This is a genomic window from Gemmiger formicilis, from assembly GCF_016900095.1.
Taxonomy (GTDB): domain Bacteria; phylum Bacillota; class Clostridia; order Oscillospirales; family Ruminococcaceae; genus Gemmiger; species Gemmiger formicilis_A.
The window spans coordinates 66,320-88,363 of sequence record NZ_JACJJP010000005.1 but is presented as its reverse complement, the minus strand read 5'-3'; the positions used below and the strand labels follow the sequence as shown (position 1 = coordinate 88,363).

The following is a 22,044-nucleotide window of genomic DNA, read 5'->3' as shown; positions in this document are numbered from 1 at the left end:
ACCAGAAGCCCCAGGTTGGTGTACAGGCCGTCAGCGGCCGGGATGCCAAGGCCTGATACTGCGGCCACAGGCAAGGTGCCGCTGCCGCCACCTCCATCGGCCGTGTTGGCAAAGGTAACAACTTTTTTTGGATGCCGGGGATGTACTGGCTTACCCCGGCAAAATAAGCCGGATTTCGGACGAGATAGACAATCCCCCTTGAGCGGCGGCGGTGGGCCCTGTATACTGCGTAATAAAAGATGGACAGGAGGCGCCGTTCATGTTGGATTTGCTGATCGTGGGCACCGGCCCGGCCGGGGTATCTGCCGCGTTGACCGCCAGGGCCAGGGGGCTTTCGTTCCTCTGGTTTGGCAGCCGGCGGCTCAGTGACAAGGTCGAAAAGGCAGAGCGTATCCTGAATTACCCCGGCCTGCCCCGGGTGACCGGCCGGGAGCTGCGGGACGCTTTTCTGCGGCAGGTGGATGATCTTGGCATCCCAATCCAGCAAGCACGGGTGGCGGCGGTCTACGAGATGGGCGGGCACTATGCTGTCTGCGCCGGGCCGGATTTCTATGAAGGGCGCTGCCTGATCCTGGCCACCGGCGTGGCGGCACGCGGGCAGATCCCCGGCGAAAACCGGCTGCTGGGCAAGGGGGTCAGCTGCTGCGCCACCTGCGACGGCGAGCTGTACCGCGGGCGGAACATCGCGGTGGTGTGCGAAAGCCAGAGCCTGGAGGAGGACGTCCGCTTTTTGCAAAGCGTGGCGGGCCATGTGGAACTGTTCTGCACCTACGCGGGCGGTCTGGCCGATACACCGGGCTGCCACAAAGGCCGGCCCCAGGCCATCGAGGGGGACGACCGGGTGACCGGGGTGCGCTGGGCGGATGCGACCCTCCCGGTGGAGGGTGTGTTCTGCCTGCGGGAAACGGTGGCCCCGCAGGCGCTCCTATCCGGCCTTGCCATGGAAAACGGCCATATCCAGGTGGACCGGGCCCAGCGCACCAACCTGCCCGGCTGCTTTGCCGCCGGGGACTGCACCGGCCGCCCCTACCAGTACGCCAAGGCAGTGGGCGAGGGCAATGTGGCGGTGCACAGCGCGCTGGCTTTCTTGGCACAACCGCAGGAGGAGCCGCGATGAAACCCGGCTGGCTGGGCTACCTGGGGCGGCTGGCGGGCGTGCTGGCCGGCAATGCGCTGCTGGCCTACGGGGTAGCGGCGGTCTACCTGCCTGCCGGGCTGGCAGTGGGCGGCGCCACTGGCGTAGGGCTGATCCTCCACACACTGTTTGGGCTGGACACTGCTGTGTCCGTCTTTGTGCTGAACCTGGGCCTGCTGGTGGCCGGATGGGCCTGCATCGGGCGGGAGTTTGCCATCAACACAGCGGCCGGGTCGCTGGCCTATCCAGTGTTTCTGGGGCTGTGGCAGCGTTTGCCCGCCTTTTCACTGCTCGAAACCGACCGCTTCGCGGCCCTTGTGTGCGGGGCCTGCTTTGTGGGGGCCGGCGTGGGGGTTACACTTCGGGCCGGCGCTTCCACCGGCGGCAGCGACTCGCTGGCCATGATCCTGCACCGGACAATCCGGCTGCCGGTAGCGGGGGTCAAAATGGCCGCCGACTACGGCGTGATGGCCATGGCGTTCTGGATGGCTGGCGGGCGCAACCTCTGGTTCAGCGTGATGGCCCTGGCCATCGAAACTTTTGTGATGAACCGGACCATGGTGGCAGGCGCCGCCCAGCTTCAGCTGCTGGTGATCTCCGACCACTACGAGGAGATCCGGCAAGCCCTGCTTTGCGAGGCACAGGCCGGCGTGACAATGCTCCACGCAGACACCGGCCTGCGGCGGACGGCGGGCAGTGTGGTGTTCTGCGTCATCCCTAACAAGAAACTTTACGGCGTTAAAGCAGCTATCCACCGCATCGACCCCGGCGCATTTTTGACCATCGCCACCGTCCGGGAAGTGCAGGGTCAGGGGTTCACCGCCGCGCGCATCCCATTGCCGGTGGGAAAATAGGAGGAACATATGCAATCCAAACTTGTTGCCGCCAAGGACTACCATGAGGTGGCTTTGGACATCCCGGCGTTTGTGCCCGACCAGGCCGCTTTGCAAAAAGAGCTGGACCGGCTCCGCAACCCGTATGTGACCTGGGAGCCGGGCGGCGCGGTGGCTGCCGGCGATATGGTCCGCTGCTCGCTGCGCTCCGCGCTGCCGCGCTTTCAAAAAGACAGCATCCGCTTTGTGGCGGGCAGCGGGATGTACAATCCAACGCTGGAAGCCCTGGCCATCGGTATGCAGGCCGGCGAGTCCCGCACGGCGACCCTGCCGGAGGGGGAGGTCACCCTGACCGTGCTGGCCGTGCAAAAGCGGGTTGTGCCTGCGCTGACCGACGAGATGGCCGCCGCGTGCAAGCTGCCGGGGGTGCGCACGGTGGCCGGGTACCGGCGCTATCTGCTGGCGCAGCAGCGGGACAAAGCCGCCGCACAGGCCGCCTGGACGCTGGCCGCCCGGATCAAGCGGGCGGTGCTGGACGAATCTGTGTTTGTGCTCTGCAAGGCGGACTGGAAGCAGGCGGTGGAGCGGGAGCTGGACCGCTGCCGGGCCATCGCCCGGCAGAGCGGCATGGTGCTGGAACAGATGACCCCCGAGCAGTTTGCCGGGAACATCCCGGTCAAGAGCTACGCCGAACTGGTGGCCATGACCCAGGACACCTGCTTTGACAGCCTGCGCTGCTGCCTGCTGGGGCAGCATTACGCCCAAAACGACGGCTTTGCCGTGACCGAGGCGGGCTACGCCGCGTTCTTGCAGGACTACGCCGCCACCTGGCATACCACCGCGGAGGAGGCCCGGGCCGCCATGCCCAAAGAAACCTATACATTCAACCAGTACGCTGCCCATGCCGAGGAGGTCTGGCGCGCCCACGCGGACCGGCTGTACCGGGACAAAAACCCGCTGCCCGGCGCGGAATGACCCATCCCCATGAAACACAACAGGAGGCAACCCCATGATCCAACAGGCCAACAGCGAAAATTTTGAAAGCCTTGTCCAAGACGGTTTTGTGATCGTCGATTTTTACGGCACCACCTGCGTGCCCTGTAAGCTTTTTGCCCGCATTCTCGAGGACCTGGACACCGAGATCCCTTTTTTGAACATCGTCAAGCTCAACACCACAGACAATCCCCAACTGGCCGCCCAATATCATATCCAGGCGGTGCCCACCGTCCAGTTTTACAAGGACGGCAAGCTGGTTCACAGCCATGTGGGCGTGATGCAGCCGCAGCAGGTCAAGGATGTAATCGCCCGGTACATGTATGACTGAGCCCTGCGGCGGAAAGCGGCAGAATAGACCCGCAGCCGGACAAAATCGACACCGCTGCTGTTTTCCCGTGTAAAAATGTGGTAAAATACAGCCAATAACCAAGCCGGTCGTCTGGGAAAGGATGTGTGCAGGATGAAAGCGGCAGCCCTCACACAGCCAAACCTGGCGCCGCCGGCCCCTGCCGCCCGAACGCTTGACCGGGCGCAGGCAGGACAGTAAAGTCAATGGAGACCTAGCCAGTTTTGTGCGCGGCTGCGGCGCCCCCGGCCACCGGGCGCGCCGCGCTCCCCGCAAAACCGGCGGGTCTCTCTTGCTTTCCGGGGTATGGCCGGAAAGGGAAGGGAGAAGCAAATGGAACAGAACGCATTGTTCCGCAAGCGGTACGGCAGTTTTCGGCGCTTTTTTGCCATGCTGGGCAAGGCGCAGCTGCCCTATCTCTGGATCGTGGGGTATCTGGCGGTATCGGCCCTCATTGCCAATGTGAGCGTCAGCACGACCGAATACAGCGCCGCGCTGTTCGCCGGCCAGGTGGGCCTTTTCGCCGTCGTGCTGCCCTACCTGTTTTTTACGCTGCTATCGCTGGTGATCGGCTCCATTTCCAGCCTGACAAGCAACCTGTGCCTGGCGCGGATCGACCGGAACCTGCGGCGGATGGTGTGGAAAAAGGTCGTGCATCTGCCGCTGCAATTCTATGAGGCCAACAACCCCAAGGAGCTGCTCAGCCGAATCACCACCGATGTAACCAGCATCAGCACCCTGATCATGCAGGTGCTTTTGCCGGTGTTCACCACGGCGTACTCCAGCCTGCTGATGCTGGGGCGCGTTTCCAGCTATGACCAGCGGCTGATGTGGGCGCTGGTGATCGTGCTGCCCGTCAACATCCTGATCTCCTTTGTGCTGGGGCGGATGCGCTTTGGCGTGGCGGACCTGATCAACCGGCGCAACGCACAGCTGACCGCGGCCATCGCGGAGCGGGCCAACAATATGCTGCTGATCAAGTCGATGGGCACCGAGGAAAAAGAAACGGTCGCCGGCGAAGCACGGATGAAAGCCTCCTACCAGGCCGAGGTGACCGACCTGTGGGTGCGCGGCCTGGCGCTGCCGATCAACGCCATCGCCAGCGCGCTGCAAAGCGTGGCGATCATCCTGGCGGGCCGCGCCTTTTACAGCACCGGCGCACTGGACCTGACCCAGTGGATCGCCTACTATGGGTTTGCAATCCAGCTCACAAACATCCTCAGCAACTACTGCAATTCCTGGTCCAACTTCAAGGGGGCGCAGGGGTCTGTGGACCGCGTGTCCCAAATCATGGACGAGCGGGAGGAGCCGTTGGACGAGGGCTGTGCTGCGGAAGTGCTCCGGGGGAACATCTCGCTGCGGGACGTGTGCTTCTCCTACGGGAACACAGCGCTGTTTACCGGTCTCAACGCGGAGATCCCTGCCGGAAAAATTACCGCGATCGTGGGCCCTTCCGGCAGCGGCAAGACAACGCTGCTGAACCTGATCGACCGGCTGTACCCGCTGGCAAAGGGGACCATCGCCGTGGACGGGCGGGACATTGCCGGTATTTCCCTGCACAGTTTCCGCCAGGCCGTGGGCTATGTGACGCAGGAGAGCGTGATGTATTCCGGCACCATCCGGCAAAACCTGCTGTATGGTTTGGACCGCACGCCGGACGACCAGGAACTGGACCGGGTCTGTGAGGCCGTGGGCATTCTGGATTTTGTGCGGGAGCAGCCGGAAGGCTACGACACGCCGGTCGGGGAAGCCGGGGCCAGCCTGTCTGGCGGGCAGCGGCAGCGCTTCTCGGTAGCGCGGGCACTTTTGCAGAAGTCGGACATCCTGCTGCTGGACGAGGCGACCGCCGCCATGGACATAGCCGGCAAGGACTGCGTCTGGAAGAGCATCCGCACCCTGATGGCCGGTAAGACGGTGGTGTATGTGGCCCACGACGCCCAGACGCTGCAAAACGCCGACTGGATCCTGGTGCTGGAACACGGGACGGTCACCGCGGCGGGCGATCGCCAGACGGTTTTGCAGCAAAGCGCGTTCTGCCGTGAAATGATGGACCTGAAAGGAGGGGCCTCCGCATGAAAAACAAGCAGAAAGCCAAGTTCTCCTTTGGGGCGTACCTGTCCTTTTTTACCCGCTTCCCGATCCCGTGGTGGCTGTTTTTGCTCTCGCTGCTCCTGGGGTTTGCCAACACCGAGGTCGTGCTGGCCGTCTCCAACTATCTGATCCGCATCAACAAGGGTGAGCTGTACAACGGGGTCATCATCGGCTATGCGCTGATGAACGTTTTCAACGCCCTGCTCAGCATGCTCATCAACCTGACCGGCGGGTACGGCAGCGCCCTGGTCACACTGCGGGCGCGCAAACTGCTCTGGCGCAAGATCCTCCACCTGCCCATGCGGGAGGTGGAGCGCCGCCAGCCCTCCGCCCTGATCTCCGGCCTGGTCAACGACATCACCCAGGCCAGCCTGGTGGTCCAGATGGCCTTCAACACCATTGTGTCCCTGTACAGCTTTTTCCGCTGCTGCTGGGAGATGTACCGCTTTGACGGCACGCTCTCGCTGTATATGCTCCTGTTGCTACCCATCGCGGTGCTGGTGTTCGCGCTGGTGGGCCATCTGCAATACCAGATGATGCTCCGACGGTACGACAGCCTGAATGTGATGACCACCTTTTTCTCCGAGCATATCTCGGCGGCCAAACACGTCAAGGCCCAGGCGATGGAGGACCTGGAAGTGACGGAGGGACTCAAAGCCATTGATTCGCGGTACAAGGCCGACCTCTACTACGCCTTCATGGTGGCGGTTCAGACGCTGTCCAACTCCCTCTACAACACCATCGGCACCATCGTCATCGCGTTGTGCGGGTCGGATTTGATCCGGCAGGGCAAAATGCCCGAGACCGGCATCAACGATTTCTCCACCTACAAGGGCCGGGTGGATCAGTATACGGCGGAGGTGCTGACCCACTACCAGACCCTCAAGGGCACCCAGGGCGCTTTGCAGTATGTGGGCGTGCTGCTGGACGGCCCGGAGGAGGACCCCCAGGCAGGCAATCCGCTGCCGGACAAACAAACGGCGCAGGATATCCGGCTGGAGCGGGTCTCGTTCGGCTACATTCCCCAGCAGCCGGTGCTGCACGATTTGTCCTTCACGATCCCCCATGGCAAGGTGACGGCCATCATCGGCAACAACGGCTCGGGCAAATCCACCCTGCTCAAACTCCTCCAGGGCATCTATGCGCCGGACAGCGGCCGTATCTGGCTGGGCAGCACGCCGGTGGACGAGTCGAAGCCCTGCGAACTGCGGCGGCAGTTCGGGTATATCCTGCAAAATAACCCGCTCTTCTCCGGGTCGGTCCGCGACAACATCGCCTACGGCGAAACCGGCCCGGCCGACCAGCGCCGGGTCGAGCAGGCGGCCCGCCTGGCCGACGCCGACAGCTTTATCCGCCAGTTGCCAAACGGCTATGACACCGACGTGGGCGCGGCGGGCGCGCTGCTGTCCGGCGGGCAGCGGCAGCGCATCGCCATTGCGCGGGCCCTGTACATCCGCCCCACCTACCTGCTGATGGACGAAGCCGGGGCCAGCCTTGACCACCGCAGCGACGCGGCGATCTTCCGCACAGTGCGCGAGGAACTCAAGGGCCATACCATCATTGTGGTGGCGCACGATATGCGCACAGTGATGGATGCCGACCTCATTGTTGTGCTGAACCACGGCGAACTGGAAGCCACTGGCACCCACGACGAATTGCTGGCGGCCAGCCCGACCTATCGGGACTATCTGAAAAAGCAGGGCTTTGCCCTGACCGGGGAGGAGGCGGCGAAATGAAACGGTTTACGGTGATCTTCTCAATCCTGCTGGTGCTTTGTTTTGGCGGCACCCTCGCGTATGTGGCCGCCACCCCGGATTTCGTGCCGCCGGCCGCCGCCGTGCCTGCCGGGCAAAATGAGGACCCGGACGCCCCGGTCTGGGACGAAACGATGGACGACCTTCTTGCCTGCTTGGAAGAGAAAGGGCTGATCAGCGGGGAGCGCCTCACGCTGGCCAGCGACGGGCTGTGTTCGCTGGCCGTCTCGGAGAGCGGGGCCGAGTTTTACTGGTGGGACCTGGACGCGCTGGACAAGGACAGCGCCGAGTACGCCGCCTACGAAAGCCTCAAGACCGAGGGCAGCATTGACCTGTTCAACAGCGGCAGCTTGATCTCCCCGGCCAGCAACGGCCCGTTCGCGCTGCTGACAACGGGCTACACCGGCGACGTGGACGCCCTGACCGACGCATTTATGGCCTTTGGGCAAAGTGAAACAGAAGCGGGGTGAAGAGATGAAAATGCGGGCTCTTCTCGTCGAAAGCGATCAAAAACGCAGGGCGCAACTGTGGAACCTGCTGCGCATGTATCAAGTGTTTACACTGGCAGGCGAGGCGGACACTTCGGAGGAGGCTGTGACCCTGCTCCAGAAGCAGAAGGTGGATGTTGTATTTTGCAACCACCAGCCGGCCCCGCCCAACCGCACCAGCACGGGGGATTGGTTGGCCACGGTTCTCGCCCAAAACCAGCCGGACATACAGGTCGTGATGTACGCCGACACCACAGAGTGGGCGTTTGAAGCCTACCGCAGCCAGTGCGCCGGCTACCTGCTGCTGCCCTTTGACCCGCTGGCGTTGCAGGCGCTGGTCAACCGCCTGCGCTATGTGTTCGACTTGCAGCAGACCAAGCGGGAGGCCGCCAACCGCAGCCTGCTCATCAAAACGCGCAGCGGTTACCAACTCACGCCGGTCAGCGACATTTTGTTTGTCGAGCGCAGCAACCGCAAAAACCGCATCGTCACCCAGTCCGGCACCGAGATTCACCCGCTGGGCTACACGATGAACCAGTTGGAACAAATGCTGGAGGGGTGCGGCTTTTACCGGTGTTACCAGTCCTTTATCGTCAACCTGTCCAAGGTTTCCTTCATCCGGGCGGATGGCAACAGCAAAACCTATGCCATCCAGTTTGACGGCTATGACGGCGAAATCCTGCTCAGCCGCGACAAATACCCCGAACTGCTCACCCTGCTGAAAGAAAAATACGCCAACATTGACTTTTGAACAACCGGCCTGCCGGGGACATCTCTCGATCTCCCGGCAGGCCGGTTGTTATTGCTATTCGTTTGGGTTTGGCGCCGGCGGCGGGGCTTTGGCTGGCTTGCCTCTCAGCACATCCCGCTGGTCATCAGCCGGATGATCGTGCGGTCGGTCTCCCGCATTCCCTCGCTGGCCAGGGTGCCCACATTGCGGATGGTGTTCTCAACGCCCTTGACCACAATGCCGTCGCCGCCGTAGAACTGACTGTGGTGCTGCTGCATCTTCCAGCCAAGCAACCCCGCCTCCACCGCCGAGGCGATCTTGGCCGCGCAGCTGGCCTTGGCGCCGTCGCAGATCATGCCCGAGTCGATGGCTACCGCGTTGACGATGGTGTGGGCGATCTCCTTGTACCGGCCGCCGTGCAGGTAGCACACCCCGGCCCCGGCACCGCACCCGGCGGCGGTGGCCCCGCAGTAGGCGGACAGGCTGCCGATGCCGGTTTTCAGGTGAATGGTCACCAGGTTTGAAACCACCAGCGCCCGGTAAAGTTCCTCCTGCGCCGAGCCCAGCGCCCGGGCGTAAATGATCACTGGCAGCGAGGCGGTCAGCCCCTGGTTGCCGCTGCCCGAGTTGATGACCACCGGCAGCTCGCAGCCGTTCATCCGGGCATCCGACCCGGCGGCGGCCCAGGCCTTGGCCCGATTGTGGGTGGAGTCGCCGTAGGATTCCAGCAAGATCCGCCCGATGTTTGCGCCCCACTGCCCCTGCAGGCCCTCCCGGGCAATGGCGGTGTTGCAATCGATCTGCCGCTGCAAGACCGGCTGCACGTCGGCGATCTTAACGGCGTCCGCAAACTCGACGATGCGCTCCACCGTCAAAAGGCTGCGGTCGGTGGCGTGCTTGGGGCCTTCCTCGGTGTAGGGGCGGTCGAGCAGCACGGTGCCGTCCTGTTCCAGCCGGATGACGTTGGTGTGGAAGCCGGCGATCTCGGCAAAGGCGGTGCGCCCGGCGGCGTTCACCCGCACCTGAATGTCAAAGATGTAGTCTTTCTCCGAGGGGTGGACGTGGACGATGCCCCGCTTTTCATAACCGGCGATCTGTTCCACCTGTTCCGGCGTGATGCCGGCCAGCACCTGCAATTTGGCATCGGCGTCACCCGCCACAATGCCCGCGGCGGCGGCGACTGTCAGCCCCCGCTGGCCGCCGGTGTTGGGCACGACAACGCTCTTGACGTTCTTGATGATGTTGGCGCTGGCGTACACCTGCACATCCTCCGGCAGGCAGCCCAGCGTCTTGCGGGCCAGCGCGGCACAGTAGGCCACGGCGATGGGCTCGGTGCAGCCCATCGCGGGCTGCAGCTCCTCGGCCAGAATGGCACAGTATTCGCTGTAAATTTTGTCCTCCATGGTATCCTCCTCGGTGGCGTTTCAAACGCTCTCGATGCTGTCCAGCCCGCAGGCTTCCAACTGGGGCCGGCCGCCCACCACGCAGACGCCGCCTTGCAGCGCCGTTTCGAGCGCGTCGGCCAGGGCCAGCAGCGTGTCCGGCGTGGCGGACAGCAGTTCTTGACGGCGGCGGCACCGCTCGGCGTAGTCCACGCCCTGCCAGTACCAGGTGTCGGCGGTGGTGCCCTGGGCCTGGGGCGAGAGCAGCGGCTCGCTGTCTGACACCGCGCCGATGATGAGGCCCGTCAAATCGCGGCCCTCCCGGCAGAATTGGCGCAGAAATTCCGCGCAGCGGGTATAGGCCTGCAAACTCTGCACGCCCCGCGGGTCGCGGTAGGACCAGCAGGCCGCCAGGCCGGTGTCCCGCACCGCCAGCCCGGTGCCGTAAGCGCCGCCCTGTACCCGCACGGCGTTCCACAGGTATTCAAGCCCCAGCAGCTTGGATGCCAGCTGCCAGGCGCCGGTGTAGGGCTGCCCGCCTGCCAGAACGTTGCCGCCGCAGCAGGCAAAAGCGATGTCGGCCGGGATGGCGATGCCCTCCCGCCGCGCGCCCCAGGGGGCCAGCGCGGTGGCTTCGGGGGCGGCGGCGCCTGCGGGCAGGGCCGCGGCCAGCCGGGCGGCGGCCTGCCCGGCCAGGTCATGGTCGGTGGTCACGGCCAGCGTCAGCCGGGCCTGGCAGGCGATGGCGTCCAGCAGGCTTTGCAAGGCCGGGCGCAGGGCGGCCCAGTCCCAATGATCCTCCCGGGCTTTGACCCACTGGTACCCGGCAAACCCGGTCAGATACTCCTGCGCCGCGCCGGCAGCCGAGAACTGGGCCGTCAGCCGGCCGATGCCCACATTGTGCCCGGCCATGATGCAGTTCTGCATCCGCTGCATCCGCAGCTGGCGCAGAATGTCCCGGGCGGCGGGCTCGGCGCTCAGGTCGGTGGTGGTCAGCACCTCGGCGGCCAGGTCCAGCGCTGCGTCCAGCTTGGGCTCCAGCGCGCTCAGGCTCAGGCAGAGCTTGACATGGCAGCGGTCGGTCTCGCCGGGGATCGCATAGGCGGTGGCGTAGAACCGCAGTTCGCCGCAGGTCAGCCGGATGCGGTCGTTGAGCTGTTCCGCCGTGTAGTGCCGGGTGGGCAGGTGGCCCAGCAGTTGGCACAGATAGCCGAGTTCGCTCATCTGCTCGGGGCGCAGGCCGTCGGCGTCCAAGTAGAAGGTCACGTAGACGATGCCCCGCGTCTTGACCCGGTGCCGCAGCATCGGAATCCCCGCCCATGTGGCCGTTTCCAGCGGCAGGTCGGTGGGGGCGGCGGGCAGGTCGGCCAGCGTCAGGCTGGGCAGCGTGGCCAGCGCTTCGGGGCTGTCCGGCGTTTGCTGCCAGGCGTCCAGCTCCTGCTGCTTTTGTTGCAGCGCGGTGCGGTCGGCTTCGGTCCAGGCCGCGGCCTCCCGAGTGAGGCGCTCGGCCTCGGCCTGGCGGCGGGCCTCGCCGGCGGTGTGGCTCGGGGTCAGCACCGCCTTGGCCTTGTGCGGGTTTTCTAAGAAGATGCGCCGCAGCAGGTCCTCAAAGTAGCCCTCGCACATCTTGGCGCGCAGGCTGTCGAACAGGTCACCCACCTGCAGGTTCGCTTCCGGCTGGCCGCCGTACAGCCAGCTTTCCAGCGTCTGCATACACAGGCCCACGCCCGGCGTGTAGGGGCCGAAATCCCGCTCCCGCATCTCAAATTCCCGCCGGGCCAGGGCGGCTTCCAGCTTGGCGCGGTCGATGCCCTGCTCGGCCAGGCGGCGCAGTTCGTCAAAAACCGCCTGCTCGGCGGCGGCCGCGTTCTCGGCGTGCAGGTCGGTGATCTCCATTTGCAGCCAGGGCTGGGCCACGCTGTCGTACACCCGCAGCATCAGGTCCCGGGCCAACTGGCGGGACAAAACCGCCCGGCACAGCGGGGATTCGTTGTCCCCGGCCAGCACCTGGGCCAGCACCTGGGCGGCTACCAGCGTCTCGCGGTCGGCGTAACTGCCCAGCACAAAGCCGTAGCCCAGACGGGTGCGGCCGGGCTCCTCGGCCTCGCTGGCCACCTCGTACTCGATGTGCTGCACGCCGCCGTCCACCGGGGCTTGCAGCGGCGGAAACACCGTGCGCTCGCTGTGGGCAAAGCCGCGCAGGTATTCCTCGTCCATCACTTGCAGCACGGCGTCCAGGTCCACGGCGCCGTCCAGAAAGATCAGCGCGTTGGAGGGCGCGTAGAACTTGCGGTGGGCGGCCAAAAACTGCTCGTAGGTCAGGTCCGGGATGCGTGCCGGGTCGCCGCCCGACACAAACCGGTAGGGCGTGTCGGGAAAGAGGGCGCGGTTGAGGGCGTTCGTCTCCAGCTCATCCGCATCGGCAAACGCGCCTTTCATCTCGTTGAACACGACGCCCTTGTAGTGGGGCTGGCCGTCGGCGTCAAACTCGTACCGCCAGCCCTCCTGCCGGAAGATGGCGGGGTTGTGGTAGATGGCCGGTTGGAACACGGCGTCAAGATACACCCGCATCAGGGTCAGAAAGTCCTTGGGGTTGCGGCTGGAAATGGGGTAGAGCGTCTTGTCCGGGAAGGTCAGCGCATTCAAAAAGGTGTTCATCGAGTGCTTGAGCAGCTCGACGAAGGGCTCCTTGACCGGGTAGCGGTCCGACCCGCAGAGCACCGAGTGCTCGAGAATATGAAAGACGCCGGTGTCGTCGCCCGGCAGGGTGGGGAAGGCGATGCCGAAGGTCATGTTCGCCTCGTCCCGCTCCAGCCAGACCAGCCGCGCGCCGGTCTGCGCGTGTTCCATCTCGTGCAGGGTGGCGTCGAGTTCGGGCAGCGGGGCCTGCCGGATTTCGGTAAAACCGTGAAGGGGCGTGTTCATGGATGGTTTCCTCGCTTTCTGCGATTGGGATAGCGGCCGTTCCGGGACGGCAGGCGCGAATTGTCGGTTGAATTGTCGGTTACTTATACTGTAATATACTGTAAAAAGTACCGGCGGTTTTGTCAATTTGATTTGTCGATTCTGTCCGCTTCAGGCTCTATTTTGTATGGATTCATGGAGCCTGCGCGGTGACGGTTGTACGGCGCAACGTGGACTTTCTCTGCTGGCCCGGTGGGACCCTACTTCCCTCTGCACACAAGCCAAGTCAAAGAAGCATATAGGAAACACAGATGTTGTTGATTCTGGTGAATAGAAGGACAGTTGTTTTGCCAAAGCGCGTTAGGGGTGTATCTGATAAAGCAAAAGTGCTGGAAAATTCGCTAAAAAGTGGCGGATGCAAGGCACGAAACCGCAGAAATACTTGGGGTATTTCAAGGTTGAGTAACGCAGCAGACGTTACTTTTTAGTAGAATTGAACAGTGCTGAGGATTTTTCAGGTACACCCTCTAGGGTTGGTGATGGATATAGCCGTCTTTTCCCAAAAACAGACGAATATCAAGAACAATTATAACGCCTTCCTGATTTGCAACCAAAAGTCTAGCTGTGTAAGACAAGGAAAACAGCCCCGCCAGTTGCCACCCGTGCATCCGGCACAAACCCCTGATCCAGCCAGTAGGTCAAACGGAACCGGCTGAGCGGATCGTCCAGCGGCGCCTCGATCGCCAGCCGCGGGCAGCAGGCTTGGCAGAAGGACAGCATGTACTTGGAAGCACCTGCAAAACGGGGGCTTGTATAAGGGCCCAGCATGGTGGCGCGGGGCAGCGGCGTGGAGGCCGTTGCCTTCGCGCCGCCTTTTCGTTTGTTCGCGGCCGTGTAGGCGTCCGGCGCGGGGAGTTGCAAGACGAACCAGGCGCCGGGGCGGCCGTTGGCTTCCATCAGGAAGCACTGCCCGGCGGCAATCCAACCAACAAGGGACTGTGTCAGGGCTTCGAGTTGTGATTCAAAAGCGGGGAGTCGGCTTTTGTCAACGCCTGCACGGGTGGCGTCGAACTGGTAGCGGTCCTTGCGGATTTGCAATAGCGTCGGAAAGTCCTTCGCCAGGGCCGGGCGGATCGTGATTTGCGGCAACTCTGATCCGGTCGATTTATAGGAATTGCGCGCGGTGTCCGCATTGGACGATTGCGCCATTTTTTCGCAGTATTCTTCATAGGAAGAATCGCCCGGCCAGGCGGGGCCGTCCGGGAGCAGTTCTTCGTAGCGCTGTTTGGCGTTCTCCCACTGGGCGCGGGAAAGGGGCGCAGCAGAGGTTGCTGTTTCCTCGTTGTGCAGGTCGTCCGCCTGTACGCCCAGAATGTCCGCCAATGTCTGATACGTAGAGCGCTTTTGCGGGTAGGTCTCGCCCTTTTCATAAGCGATGATCGTCCGCAGCCCCAACCCGGCCTGATTAGCAAGCTCGGCTTGCGTCAGACCCTTTTCTTTGCGGGCGCGGCGGAGTTTTTCACCGAATGTCATGGGATACCTCTTGGTTACCTGGCTGGGGAAAAAGCATAACAAGTAAGGCCGCGAGGCAGAAAGGAAAATGCGATGACGAATGGAACCAAAGAACTGAAAACTTACACGATGCAGGAGTTGTACGAGCACCCCCTAGAACCGATGGCCTGTCTGGTGGATGGCCTGCTGGCTCCGGGATTGTACATACTGGGTGGTTCACCCAAAGTGGGAAAGAGCTGGATGGCGCTGCAGCTGTGCCTCGCTGTGTGCGGTGGAGGGGCCTTTTTGGGGTGCGCAACGCGGAAAAGCGAGGTGCTCTACCTGGCGCTGGAGGATGGCCCACAGCGGCTGCACAGCCGGGCTTTGCGGCTGGCGGATACTGCGGCATTCCGCCGCCAAAAACGCCCCGTTCCATGCAACCGCATGGAACGGGGCGATGCATTATGGATCAGGCCAGGCGGTGTTGTTCCAGCCAGACCATCAGGGTAGGCTTTTCCGCCTTGATGCGCCGTGCACGCACCGTGAATACCAGAATGGTCAGCAGCGTGAAGACCACCAGCCATACCGCCAGGTAAGCCAGGCATCCGGTCACGCTCCCGCCGCCGCAGATGGCACAGCGGAAGGCGGTGACGGTATAGGTGAAGGGCACCCAGTCATGCAGATACTTCACGAAGGACCCCGACAGCTCCAGCGGATAAGTGCCCACCGAGCCGGCCAGCTGGATCACCATGAAGACCAGCATCAAAAAGCTGCCCACCTTGCCCATCAGGTTGGTGAAGAAGTACATCACCGACATGAAGGTCACCGAGGCCACACAGGCCACCAGCAGAGTCTGACCCATCCGGGCCGGGTCGAACCCGTTGATGACGTGCAGCGCCGCCACCATCACCAGCGCCTGTGCCACCGCGATGGCGTACAGCACCGAGGCCTTGCTCAGCCACCAGGCGGCACCGCTCTTCAGCTTGCCTATATATTCGGTCAAAGGATACATCAGGCTGAAGGCGATGCAGCCCACCCACAGCGCCACCGACATCATGTAGGGGGCCATGCCGTGCCCGTTGTTGGGCACCTGGGTCAGCTGGGTTTCGGTGGCGGTCACCGGAGCAGCGAACATTTCCACCGTTGCATCGCCGGTGTTGGTGCTGCGGATCTCCTCCGCGCCATCCGCCAGGCTGCTCTGCAGGGTTCCGGCACCGTCCGTCAGCCGGTCAATGCCGTCCGCCAGTTCGCCGCTGCCGTCTGCCAGCTGCCGAGCACCGTCCTGGATCTGGACCGCGCCGTCGGTCAGCGCCGCGGCCCCCTGATTCAGCGCCGGGCTGTTCTGGGTCAGCGTTCCGGCACCGCTGACCAGCTGCGCCGTGCCGTCCTTCAAATCCTTCGTGCCCTGCTGCAGCCGGCTGATGCCGTCGGTCAGGGCGGGCAGCTTGCCGTTCAGGCTGTTCATACCGCTTTGCAGGCTTCCGCTGCCGGCAGCCAGTGCATCCAGACCGCTGTTCAGCTGGTCGGCGCCCTGGCGCAGCACCGCGGTGCCCTGCTGCTGCAGGGCCGCGCCGCCGCTGGCAGCCCGGGCGATTCCTCCGGTGAGCAGCGGGGCCTGCTGGGCCAGCTGGCCGGTACCGCTCTGCAGCTGGGTCAGTCCGGTCACCAGGGAATCCGTTCCATCCGAAAGATGCTGCGCTCCCGCCTGCAGGGCGGGCAGGCCGCTGGACGGATCGGCCAGCGCCGCACTGCCTGCGGCTGCCTGGTCCACACCGGCGGTGTAAGCGGTCAGCCCGGTTTGCAGCTGAGCTGCGCCCTGCTGCAGCTGGGTGACCGCGGCACTCAGCTCTCCGGTTCCCGTGTCCCCGGATGCACTGCCCAGGGCTTCCGCCGCACCGGACAGCGCATTTGCGGCCTGCTGGCGGGCGTTGTCGGCGGTCTGCGCCGCCTGATAATTCTGCTGCGCTGCCGTCGCCAGCTCGTCGGCTGCCGCGATCAGGGCGTTCAGGGCATCCGGGTCCCCGCTTTGGGCGGCTGCGGTGTTGTCCGCGATGGTCTGGGCCAGCGCAGCGGGGTCCTGGAGCGTGACTGCCCCGGCCTGAACTGCCTGGGCAGTTTCATTCAGCTGCCCGGCCAGCGCATTCAGGCTGTCGCCTGCTCCGGCGGACCCTGCCACTGCTGCGGCCAGCGAATCCAGCCCGTTTTTCAGCCCTGCTGCCCCCTGATTCAATGCATCCGACTGTCCGCTCAGCGCCTGCAGCCCCTGATTCAGGGCATCCGCCCCCTCCTGGGCCTGCTGGGCACCATCGGCCAGATTGTGAGCCCCCTGCTGGACCTGCTTTGCGCCGTCCAGTGCCTGCGCCGCCCCGTCATCCAGCGCGGATGCCGAATCCGGCAGCGTCTCGGTCTGGCTTTGCAGCTGGGCCAGACCTTCGTTCAGGGTTTTCATCTGGTCATCCACCTGGGCTGCGCCGCCGGCCAGCGTATCGCTGCCGGTCTTGGCCTGGGCCGCCCCCTGGGCCAGTTGGGCCGCGCCGTTGTTCAGGGCACTCACCCCCTGGGTCAGTTCCGGCGCCGATGCTCCCATCTGGTCCACGCCATCCTTCAGTTGTGCCGCCCCGTCATCCAGCTTCTTTGCACCGTCCGACAGCTGCTGCACCCCCTGGGTGTACTGGGCCAGCCCTTCGGTGAGGGTCTCGCTGCCGCTGCGGAAGGTCAGGGTGCTGTCCGCCAGCAGCTCCAGATTTTCCCGGATGGTATTGTTGCCGTCGGCCAGCTGCCGGGTTCCATCCTGGATTTCGCCTGCGCCGTCCGCAGCCTCCTGCATGCCGTCCCCCACCTGGGCGAGCTGATCGAACATGGTTTCGGCGTAGGTTTTGGTCACCTCTTCCCGAACCCCCGCCTGGATCTCTTTCATGGCGGTTTCGCTCAGTTTGGAGGCGATGTAGTTGGTACCCGGGTTGGTTTCGTATTCCAGTTCCATCTCCCGGGGCTGCTCATCGGTCAGCGTCGCCGCGTTGGATGAAAAATCCTGCGGAATGGTGATCACCATGTAATAGGTTCCATCCGCAAGGCCCTGGGCCGCATCGTCCGCATCCGTCAGCCGGAAGTCAAGCGAGGCATCCTCCTGCAAATTTTCCACCAGTTGGCCGCCCACATTCAGTGTTTTTCCCTCATATTCCACCGGCTGATCCTGATTGACCAGCGCCACCGGCAGATTTTCCACGCTGCCATAGGGGTCCCACATGGAACCGAGAAACAGGGTGGTGTAGATCGTGGGGATGGCGATGACGGCCAGCACCACCACGAGCATCAGCCTGTTGCTCAGCAGCTTTTTCCATTCACCTTTCAGCATAGAACGAAAAAATCGCTTCCTTTCCTCTGTCTGCGCAAAAAGCAAGACATTGTGTTGTTTATTCGTCGCTGTATTGCTTTTTGCTGCATCGAGAATTATACTAAACAGGAGGAAGGGACTCAACCGACAATTTCGCATCGCCGTGACCAGTAATCGACATTATGTTGTATGATGTTGAACAGTCACAAATAATTTACAAACGGGAGGAAGGGCTTCCATGGAAAAGAAGTCGGACCGGCGCATCCGCCGCACCAAGGCGCTGCTGCGGCATGGTCTTGCCCAGCTGATGTCCGAGAAAAGTGTCAACGAGGTGACCGTCAAAGAGCTGGTGGACCTGGTGGACATCAACCGTTCCACCTTCTATCTGCACTACACCGACATCTACAATATGCTGGAAAGCGTGGAGGACGAGTTGTTCGATGAAATCCTGCACACCATCCGGACCCATCCGGTCAGTCCATTCAACAAAGACAGTTTTCCTTTCATCGAGGATATCTTTGCCATTCTGTTCGACAACCGGGAAATCTGTGCCGCCCTGCTGGGCCCCCACGGGGACATCGGCTTTCTGCACCGCATCGAGGAGATGCTTTCTCAGTACAGCCTGGCTGCCCTGCGCGAAGCTTTTCCCGAGCGGATGGACAATCTGAAATACACCTATGCCTACTGCGTGGCCGGCGGCGTGGGCCTGATCAAAGACTGGCTGTCCCACGGATGTGAGGAAAGTCCCCAGCACATGGCGCAGCTCACCTTCCGCTTGGTGACCAACACCGTGAGCGATTTTTATCCCCATTCCTGACAGGTGCTGCCGGGGCATCCTGTGGTTCAGGCCGTATACAGCCAAACAAGCCATAGAAAAGGAAAAGCCTTACGTTTCCGTAAGGCTTTTTTTGGTGCGCCAGCGGGCGCGTGAAGAAAACGCTCCTGCGGAGCGTATTTAGCGACTTCCCCGCGAGGCGAATGCGAGCGTTCGCGCGATGCATGATCCCGCCCCGAAGGGGATGGCGCACTGCCCCCCCCCATTCCTCCATCCGGGCTCCACCGGGACCCGCGCACTTTCCAACAGTCCGCAGGACTGTTGGAACCGGCCGGGACGCTGACCGGCCGGACGTGCTGTTTTCGTCCCCGATGGCGCACCAGATGCTGCTTTCTCAAAGGCTGGACATAAGAAAAACGCCCTGCTTTCCAGCAAGGCGTTTCTTTGGTGCGCCATCAGCGGGCGTGTGAAGAAAATGCTCCTGCGGAGCGTATTTAGCGACTTCCCCGCGAGGCGAATGCGAGCGTTCGCGCGATGCATGATCCCGCCCCGAAGGGGATGGCGCACTGCCCCCATTCCTCCATCCGGGCTCCGCAGGGACCCGCGCACTTTCCAACAGTCCGCAGGACTGTTGGAACCGGCCGGGACGCTGACCGGCCGGACGTGCTGTTCTCATCCCCGATGGCGCACCGGGTGCAGCTTTCCCGAAGACTGGACAAAAGAAAAACGCCCTGCTTTCCAGCAAGGCGTCTGCGTGGTGCGGCTGACAGGATTCGAACCTGCGGCCTTTCGGGTCGGAGAACTGTGACGCACAGGCAAATAGCATGATACAGCGCCGAAAATTGTGTAGTGTGCACAACTTCCGGCGCTGTTTTTGATGGTTATAAAAGGATGTTGGAACGTAAAAAACAATACACGGAACCGGCTGGGAAGAAGAAGTGGTCAGATGGTGGTCAAGCTGTCTCGTCTTGCCTGAATCGGCAGTTACGGCCTGTGGATACTCCCGGCCACCTGTATAGGCTGGCCTGCACAAAACAAAAGACTTCTCTGCCCCTACGCAGGGCGGAAAAGTCTGTTTGCCTATCGAAGGACGGAGCCTCAGGCCTCGGTAAATACCTTGGCCATGATCTTCCAGCCGTCCGGTCCCTTCTTCTGGGCGTGGAAGTCCACATAAACGGCACTTACCGCAGAGAAAGCGTCCCGCCCACAGGAAAGCGCCGGAATCTGTGCAAGGTGTCCAGATTCCGGCGCTGATTTTTGTGAGTGCAAACAGAGGCTGGGGGCTGTCCATGCTGCTCCAAGAGGCTGTGCTTTCCCCGGGGTTGCTGTATAATGAAAGCAGAAATCGCAGGAGGTGACAGCCATGCAGGAAAAGCTCTACGAAACGCCCTGCGGCAAGATTCATTACTGGGTGAATCGTGACTGCGGCCCCGAAGCCATCACCCTGGTTTTTCTGCCGGGGCTGACCGCTGACCATCGGCTGTTTGACAAACAGATTGCCTGTTTCGAAGGGAAATACAATCTGCTGGTATGGGACGCCCCCTGCCATGCCGCTTCCTGGCCCTTCCGCCTTACCTTTTCCCTGATGGACAAGGCAAGATGGCTGGACGAGATTCTCTGCCGGGAAGCTCTGTGCCAGCCGGTGATCGTGGGGCAATCCATGGGCGGCTATGTGGGACAAGCCTATGCGGAATTGTTTCCTCAGAAATTGAAGGGCTTTGTGGCCATTGATTCGGCCCCTCTGCAGCGAAAGTATGTGACGGGCATCGAACTGTGGCTGCTGAAACGGATGGAACCGGTCTATCGCCATTACCCGTGGAAGTCCCTGCTGAAAACCGGGTCGAAAGGGGTGGCCACTTCGCCCTATGGACAGGCCCTGATGCACGAGATGATGATGACCTACGACGGCGACCAGGAACGATACGCCAGACTGTCAGGCCATGGGATGCGGATGCTGGCCGAAGCCATGGAAGCGGACCTTCCCTACAAAATTCCCTGTCCGGCGCTGCTGATCTGCGGAGAAAAAGATCATGCCGGTTCCTGCATTCGGTACAACAAGGCCTGGCACAAAAACACCGGCATCCCGCTGGTGTGGATTCCCGGAGCTGGACACAATGCCAACACTGATGCACCGGACGAAGTGAATGGGCTGATCGGGAAGTTTGTGGAAGGATTGTGACGGGAATGGGACATACTTCCGTGGGCGCTTTCCCTTGTTCGGTGCAATCCGATATTCTATAATAGAATCAGATCCGTTGAGCATCCGCTTTATCGGATGCCATAAACGGTATACTGAAATTGTCTGTAATTGTCTGTAATTGTCTGTAAGACGAAAAACGCCGAGGGAGGGATTGGATTGGAAAAAGATTCTGAGCGGCAGCGGTTTGAGAAAGCCTTTCAGGACAGGATTGGCCGTTCCCCGGCCGAATTCATTCAGCAAAAGTTGGCCAACGGCACAGAGCCGAAAACCATCCAGTACCAGTACGAAATGATGGCTGCGGAAATTGCACGGCAGAATTCCTGTGCCGCCCCTCCTTTTGGCCTGTATGCTTCCCTCAAAAAGAAAACGTACCACAAACTGGTCCGGGACCGCATCCCGGAGATCATCGAGGCTTCCGGCAAAACCTTTACCTGGGAAACCCTCTCCGACGAAGCGTACCTCCAGCTGCTGGATGAAAAGCTGAACGAGGAGCTGGCCGAATACCAGGAGAGCAAATCCCTGGAAGAACTGGCCGATCTGCTGGAGGTCATGGGGGCCGTCGTGGCTGCCCGGGGCTGGACCTGGGACGAACTCACTGCACTGCGCAAAGAGAAGCGCCGACGGCGCGGCGGATTTTCCAAGAAGATTTTGCTGAAGGAAGTGTCGGAATGAACCACATTTCTTTGCAGAGATCGGTGGCTGAAAAGATCAAGGCACTGTATGCCATCTCCCGGGAACTGGAGCAGCTCTTTCCCGGCAGACATTACACGCCGGACGGCCACATGATCGGCAGCATCGGGGAAGCCCTGGCTGCCAGCTGGTATGGGCTGGAACTGTTCGAAGCCTCCGCCAAAACCCACGACGCCAAAGCCACCGATGGACGCCTTGTGCAGATCAAGGCCACCCAGATTGACCGGGTGGCGCTGTCCAGCGAACCGGATTGGCTGCTCGTGTTAAGGATCCACCCCGACGGCACCTTTACCGAGGAATACAACGGCCCCGGCGCACTGGCCTGGAGCCACTGCGGAAAACAGCAGACAAACGGCCAATGTCCCATTACGCTGGCGACTCTTCACAAGTTACAAACGGAAGTTCCGGAATCCGAACGGCTGCCGAAAATCAATGAGGTGTCTGCCCATGCCTAAGTATCAAGCCGTATCCGGCAGCGCTGCCGAGGACCTTTTCATCGACCTGTTCAGCGAAACCTTCGGCGCTGAGAAGGCCGGGTATCTCTACTCCCAGTATCCCTTCTTCGACATCTACCAGAACAGCCGCTACTATGAGGGACGCCGGGCTGCCGGACTGGTGGTGGAAAAGCCCAACAGTCTGTTCGCCCGGGGCGGGTACACCGACAAGGAGGCCGAGCGGAACATCCTGGCCAACCCCTTCAAGCGGTTCGAGGATATGCAGATGCTCCGCCACACCCGGACGCTGGGCATCGTCCAGGTGGATGAATCGGTGTGGAAGAAACTCACTGCCGGGGAGAAAGCGGAAATGGAGAAGATCTGTGAGGAGAAGCTGGCACAATACTTCTCCCGGTTGGCCCGATAAACCGGATAAAAAAAGATGGCAGTTGTCCTCATTT

The 22,044-nt window shown here is 62.1% G+C and carries 18 protein-coding genes; 14 read left to right on the top strand and 4 right to left on the bottom strand.

The annotated features are described in order from the left end of the window. Positions 1-259 precede the first annotated feature (259 nt). The 8 genes from H6B15_RS03990 (at position 260) to H6B15_RS03955 (ending at position 8,394) form a co-directional block, all read left to right on the top strand. Entirely contained in the window at positions 260-1,117 is an 858-nt protein-coding gene (locus tag H6B15_RS03990) for an NAD(P)/FAD-dependent oxidoreductase (RefSeq protein ID WP_204646360.1), read from the top strand. After that, positions 1,114-1,989, top strand: coding sequence for a YitT family protein (locus H6B15_RS03985; protein WP_204646359.1), 876 nt, complete (start codon positions 1,114-1,116; stop codon positions 1,987-1,989). Before H6B15_RS03990 ends, H6B15_RS03985 begins: the two co-directional genes overlap by 4 nt. 9 nt (positions 1,990-1,998) lie before the next feature. Further along, positions 1,999-2,943, top strand: coding sequence for a hypothetical protein (locus H6B15_RS03980; protein ID WP_204646358.1), 945 nt, complete (start codon positions 1,999-2,001; stop codon positions 2,941-2,943). Between the two features lie 34 nt (positions 2,944-2,977). Beyond that, entirely contained in the window at positions 2,978-3,292 is a 315-nt protein-coding gene (locus H6B15_RS03975) for a thioredoxin family protein (RefSeq protein ID WP_204646357.1), read from the top strand. A 351-nt stretch (positions 3,293-3,643) separates the two neighbouring features. Next, positions 3,644-5,386 (top strand): ABC transporter ATP-binding protein, encoded by a 1,743-nt coding sequence (locus tag H6B15_RS03970; protein WP_204646356.1) that lies wholly within the window; start codon positions 3,644-3,646, stop codon positions 5,384-5,386. Beyond that, positions 5,383-7,137, top strand: a complete 1,755-nt coding sequence (locus H6B15_RS03965; protein ID WP_204646355.1) for an ABC transporter ATP-binding protein — start codon at positions 5,383-5,385, stop codon at positions 7,135-7,137. The genes H6B15_RS03970 and H6B15_RS03965 overlap by 4 nt, the downstream gene beginning before the upstream one ends. Continuing rightward, a complete protein-coding gene (locus H6B15_RS03960; RefSeq protein WP_204646353.1) occupies positions 7,134-7,625 on the top strand; it encodes a hypothetical protein in 492 nt (163 codons plus the stop codon). The genes H6B15_RS03965 and H6B15_RS03960 overlap by 4 nt, the downstream gene beginning before the upstream one ends. A 73-nt stretch (positions 7,626-7,698) precedes the next feature. Further along, entirely contained in the window at positions 7,699-8,394 is a 696-nt protein-coding gene (locus tag H6B15_RS03955) for a LytR/AlgR family response regulator transcription factor (protein WP_204646352.1), read from the top strand. Positions 8,395-8,498: 104 nt separating this feature from the next. Here H6B15_RS03955 and H6B15_RS03950 read toward each other — a convergent pair whose 3' ends face one another. The 3 genes from H6B15_RS03950 to H6B15_RS03940 form a co-directional block, all read right to left on the bottom strand. After that, a complete protein-coding gene (locus H6B15_RS03950) occupies positions 8,499-9,776 on the bottom strand; it encodes a serine dehydratase subunit alpha family protein (RefSeq protein ID WP_204646351.1) in 1,278 nt (425 codons plus the stop codon). 21 nt (positions 9,777-9,797) lie between these two features. Beyond that, complete coding sequence (locus H6B15_RS03945; RefSeq protein ID WP_204646350.1) at positions 9,798-12,680, bottom strand: insulinase family protein; 2,883 nt, start codon at positions 12,678-12,680, stop codon at positions 9,798-9,800. 597 nt (positions 12,681-13,277) lie between these two features. Further along, positions 13,278-14,192, bottom strand: a complete 915-nt coding sequence (locus tag H6B15_RS03940; protein ID WP_204646349.1) for a helix-turn-helix domain-containing protein — start codon at positions 14,190-14,192, stop codon at positions 13,278-13,280. 72 nt (positions 14,193-14,264) lie between these two features. Here H6B15_RS03940 and H6B15_RS15840 point away from each other — a divergent pair, with 72 nt between their 5' ends. Continuing rightward, entirely contained in the window at positions 14,265-14,660 is a 396-nt protein-coding gene (locus tag H6B15_RS15840) for an AAA family ATPase (RefSeq protein ID WP_204646348.1), read from the top strand. Here the strand turns inward: H6B15_RS15840 and H6B15_RS03930 are convergent. Beyond that, complete coding sequence (locus H6B15_RS03930) at positions 14,620-17,505, bottom strand: YhgE/Pip family protein (RefSeq protein WP_204646347.1); 2,886 nt, start codon at positions 17,503-17,505, stop codon at positions 14,620-14,622. The two genes, H6B15_RS15840 and H6B15_RS03930, sit on opposite strands and share 41 nt — an antisense overlap. Positions 17,506-17,722: 217 nt before the next feature. On the opposite strand from H6B15_RS03930, the gene H6B15_RS03925 reads away from it, so the two are divergent. The 5 genes from H6B15_RS03925 to H6B15_RS03905 all read left to right on the top strand — a co-directional run bounded on the left by H6B15_RS03925 (position 17,723) and on the right by H6B15_RS03905 (position 22,010). Then, complete coding sequence (locus H6B15_RS03925) at positions 17,723-18,301, top strand: TetR/AcrR family transcriptional regulator (protein WP_204646346.1); 579 nt, start codon at positions 17,723-17,725, stop codon at positions 18,299-18,301. Between the two features lie 1,321 nt (positions 18,302-19,622). After that, entirely contained in the window at positions 19,623-20,438 is an 816-nt protein-coding gene (locus H6B15_RS03920; protein ID WP_204646345.1) for an alpha/beta fold hydrolase, read from the top strand. 177 nt (positions 20,439-20,615) lie between these two features. Further along, positions 20,616-21,131 carry a nucleoside triphosphate pyrophosphohydrolase gene (locus H6B15_RS15745; protein ID WP_345941926.1) on the top strand — a complete coding sequence of 172 codons (516 nt, stop codon included), beginning with the start codon at positions 20,616-20,618 and terminating at the stop codon, positions 21,129-21,131. Next, positions 21,128-21,604 carry a DUF6998 domain-containing protein gene (locus tag H6B15_RS03910; RefSeq protein ID WP_204646343.1) on the top strand — a complete coding sequence of 159 codons (477 nt, stop codon included), beginning with the start codon at positions 21,128-21,130 and terminating at the stop codon, positions 21,602-21,604. The genes H6B15_RS15745 and H6B15_RS03910 overlap by 4 nt, the downstream gene beginning before the upstream one ends. Beyond that, positions 21,597-22,010, top strand: coding sequence for a hypothetical protein (locus H6B15_RS03905; protein WP_204646341.1), 414 nt, complete (start codon positions 21,597-21,599; stop codon positions 22,008-22,010). The genes H6B15_RS03910 and H6B15_RS03905 overlap by 8 nt, the downstream gene beginning before the upstream one ends. Positions 22,011-22,044: the final 34 nt, after the last annotated feature.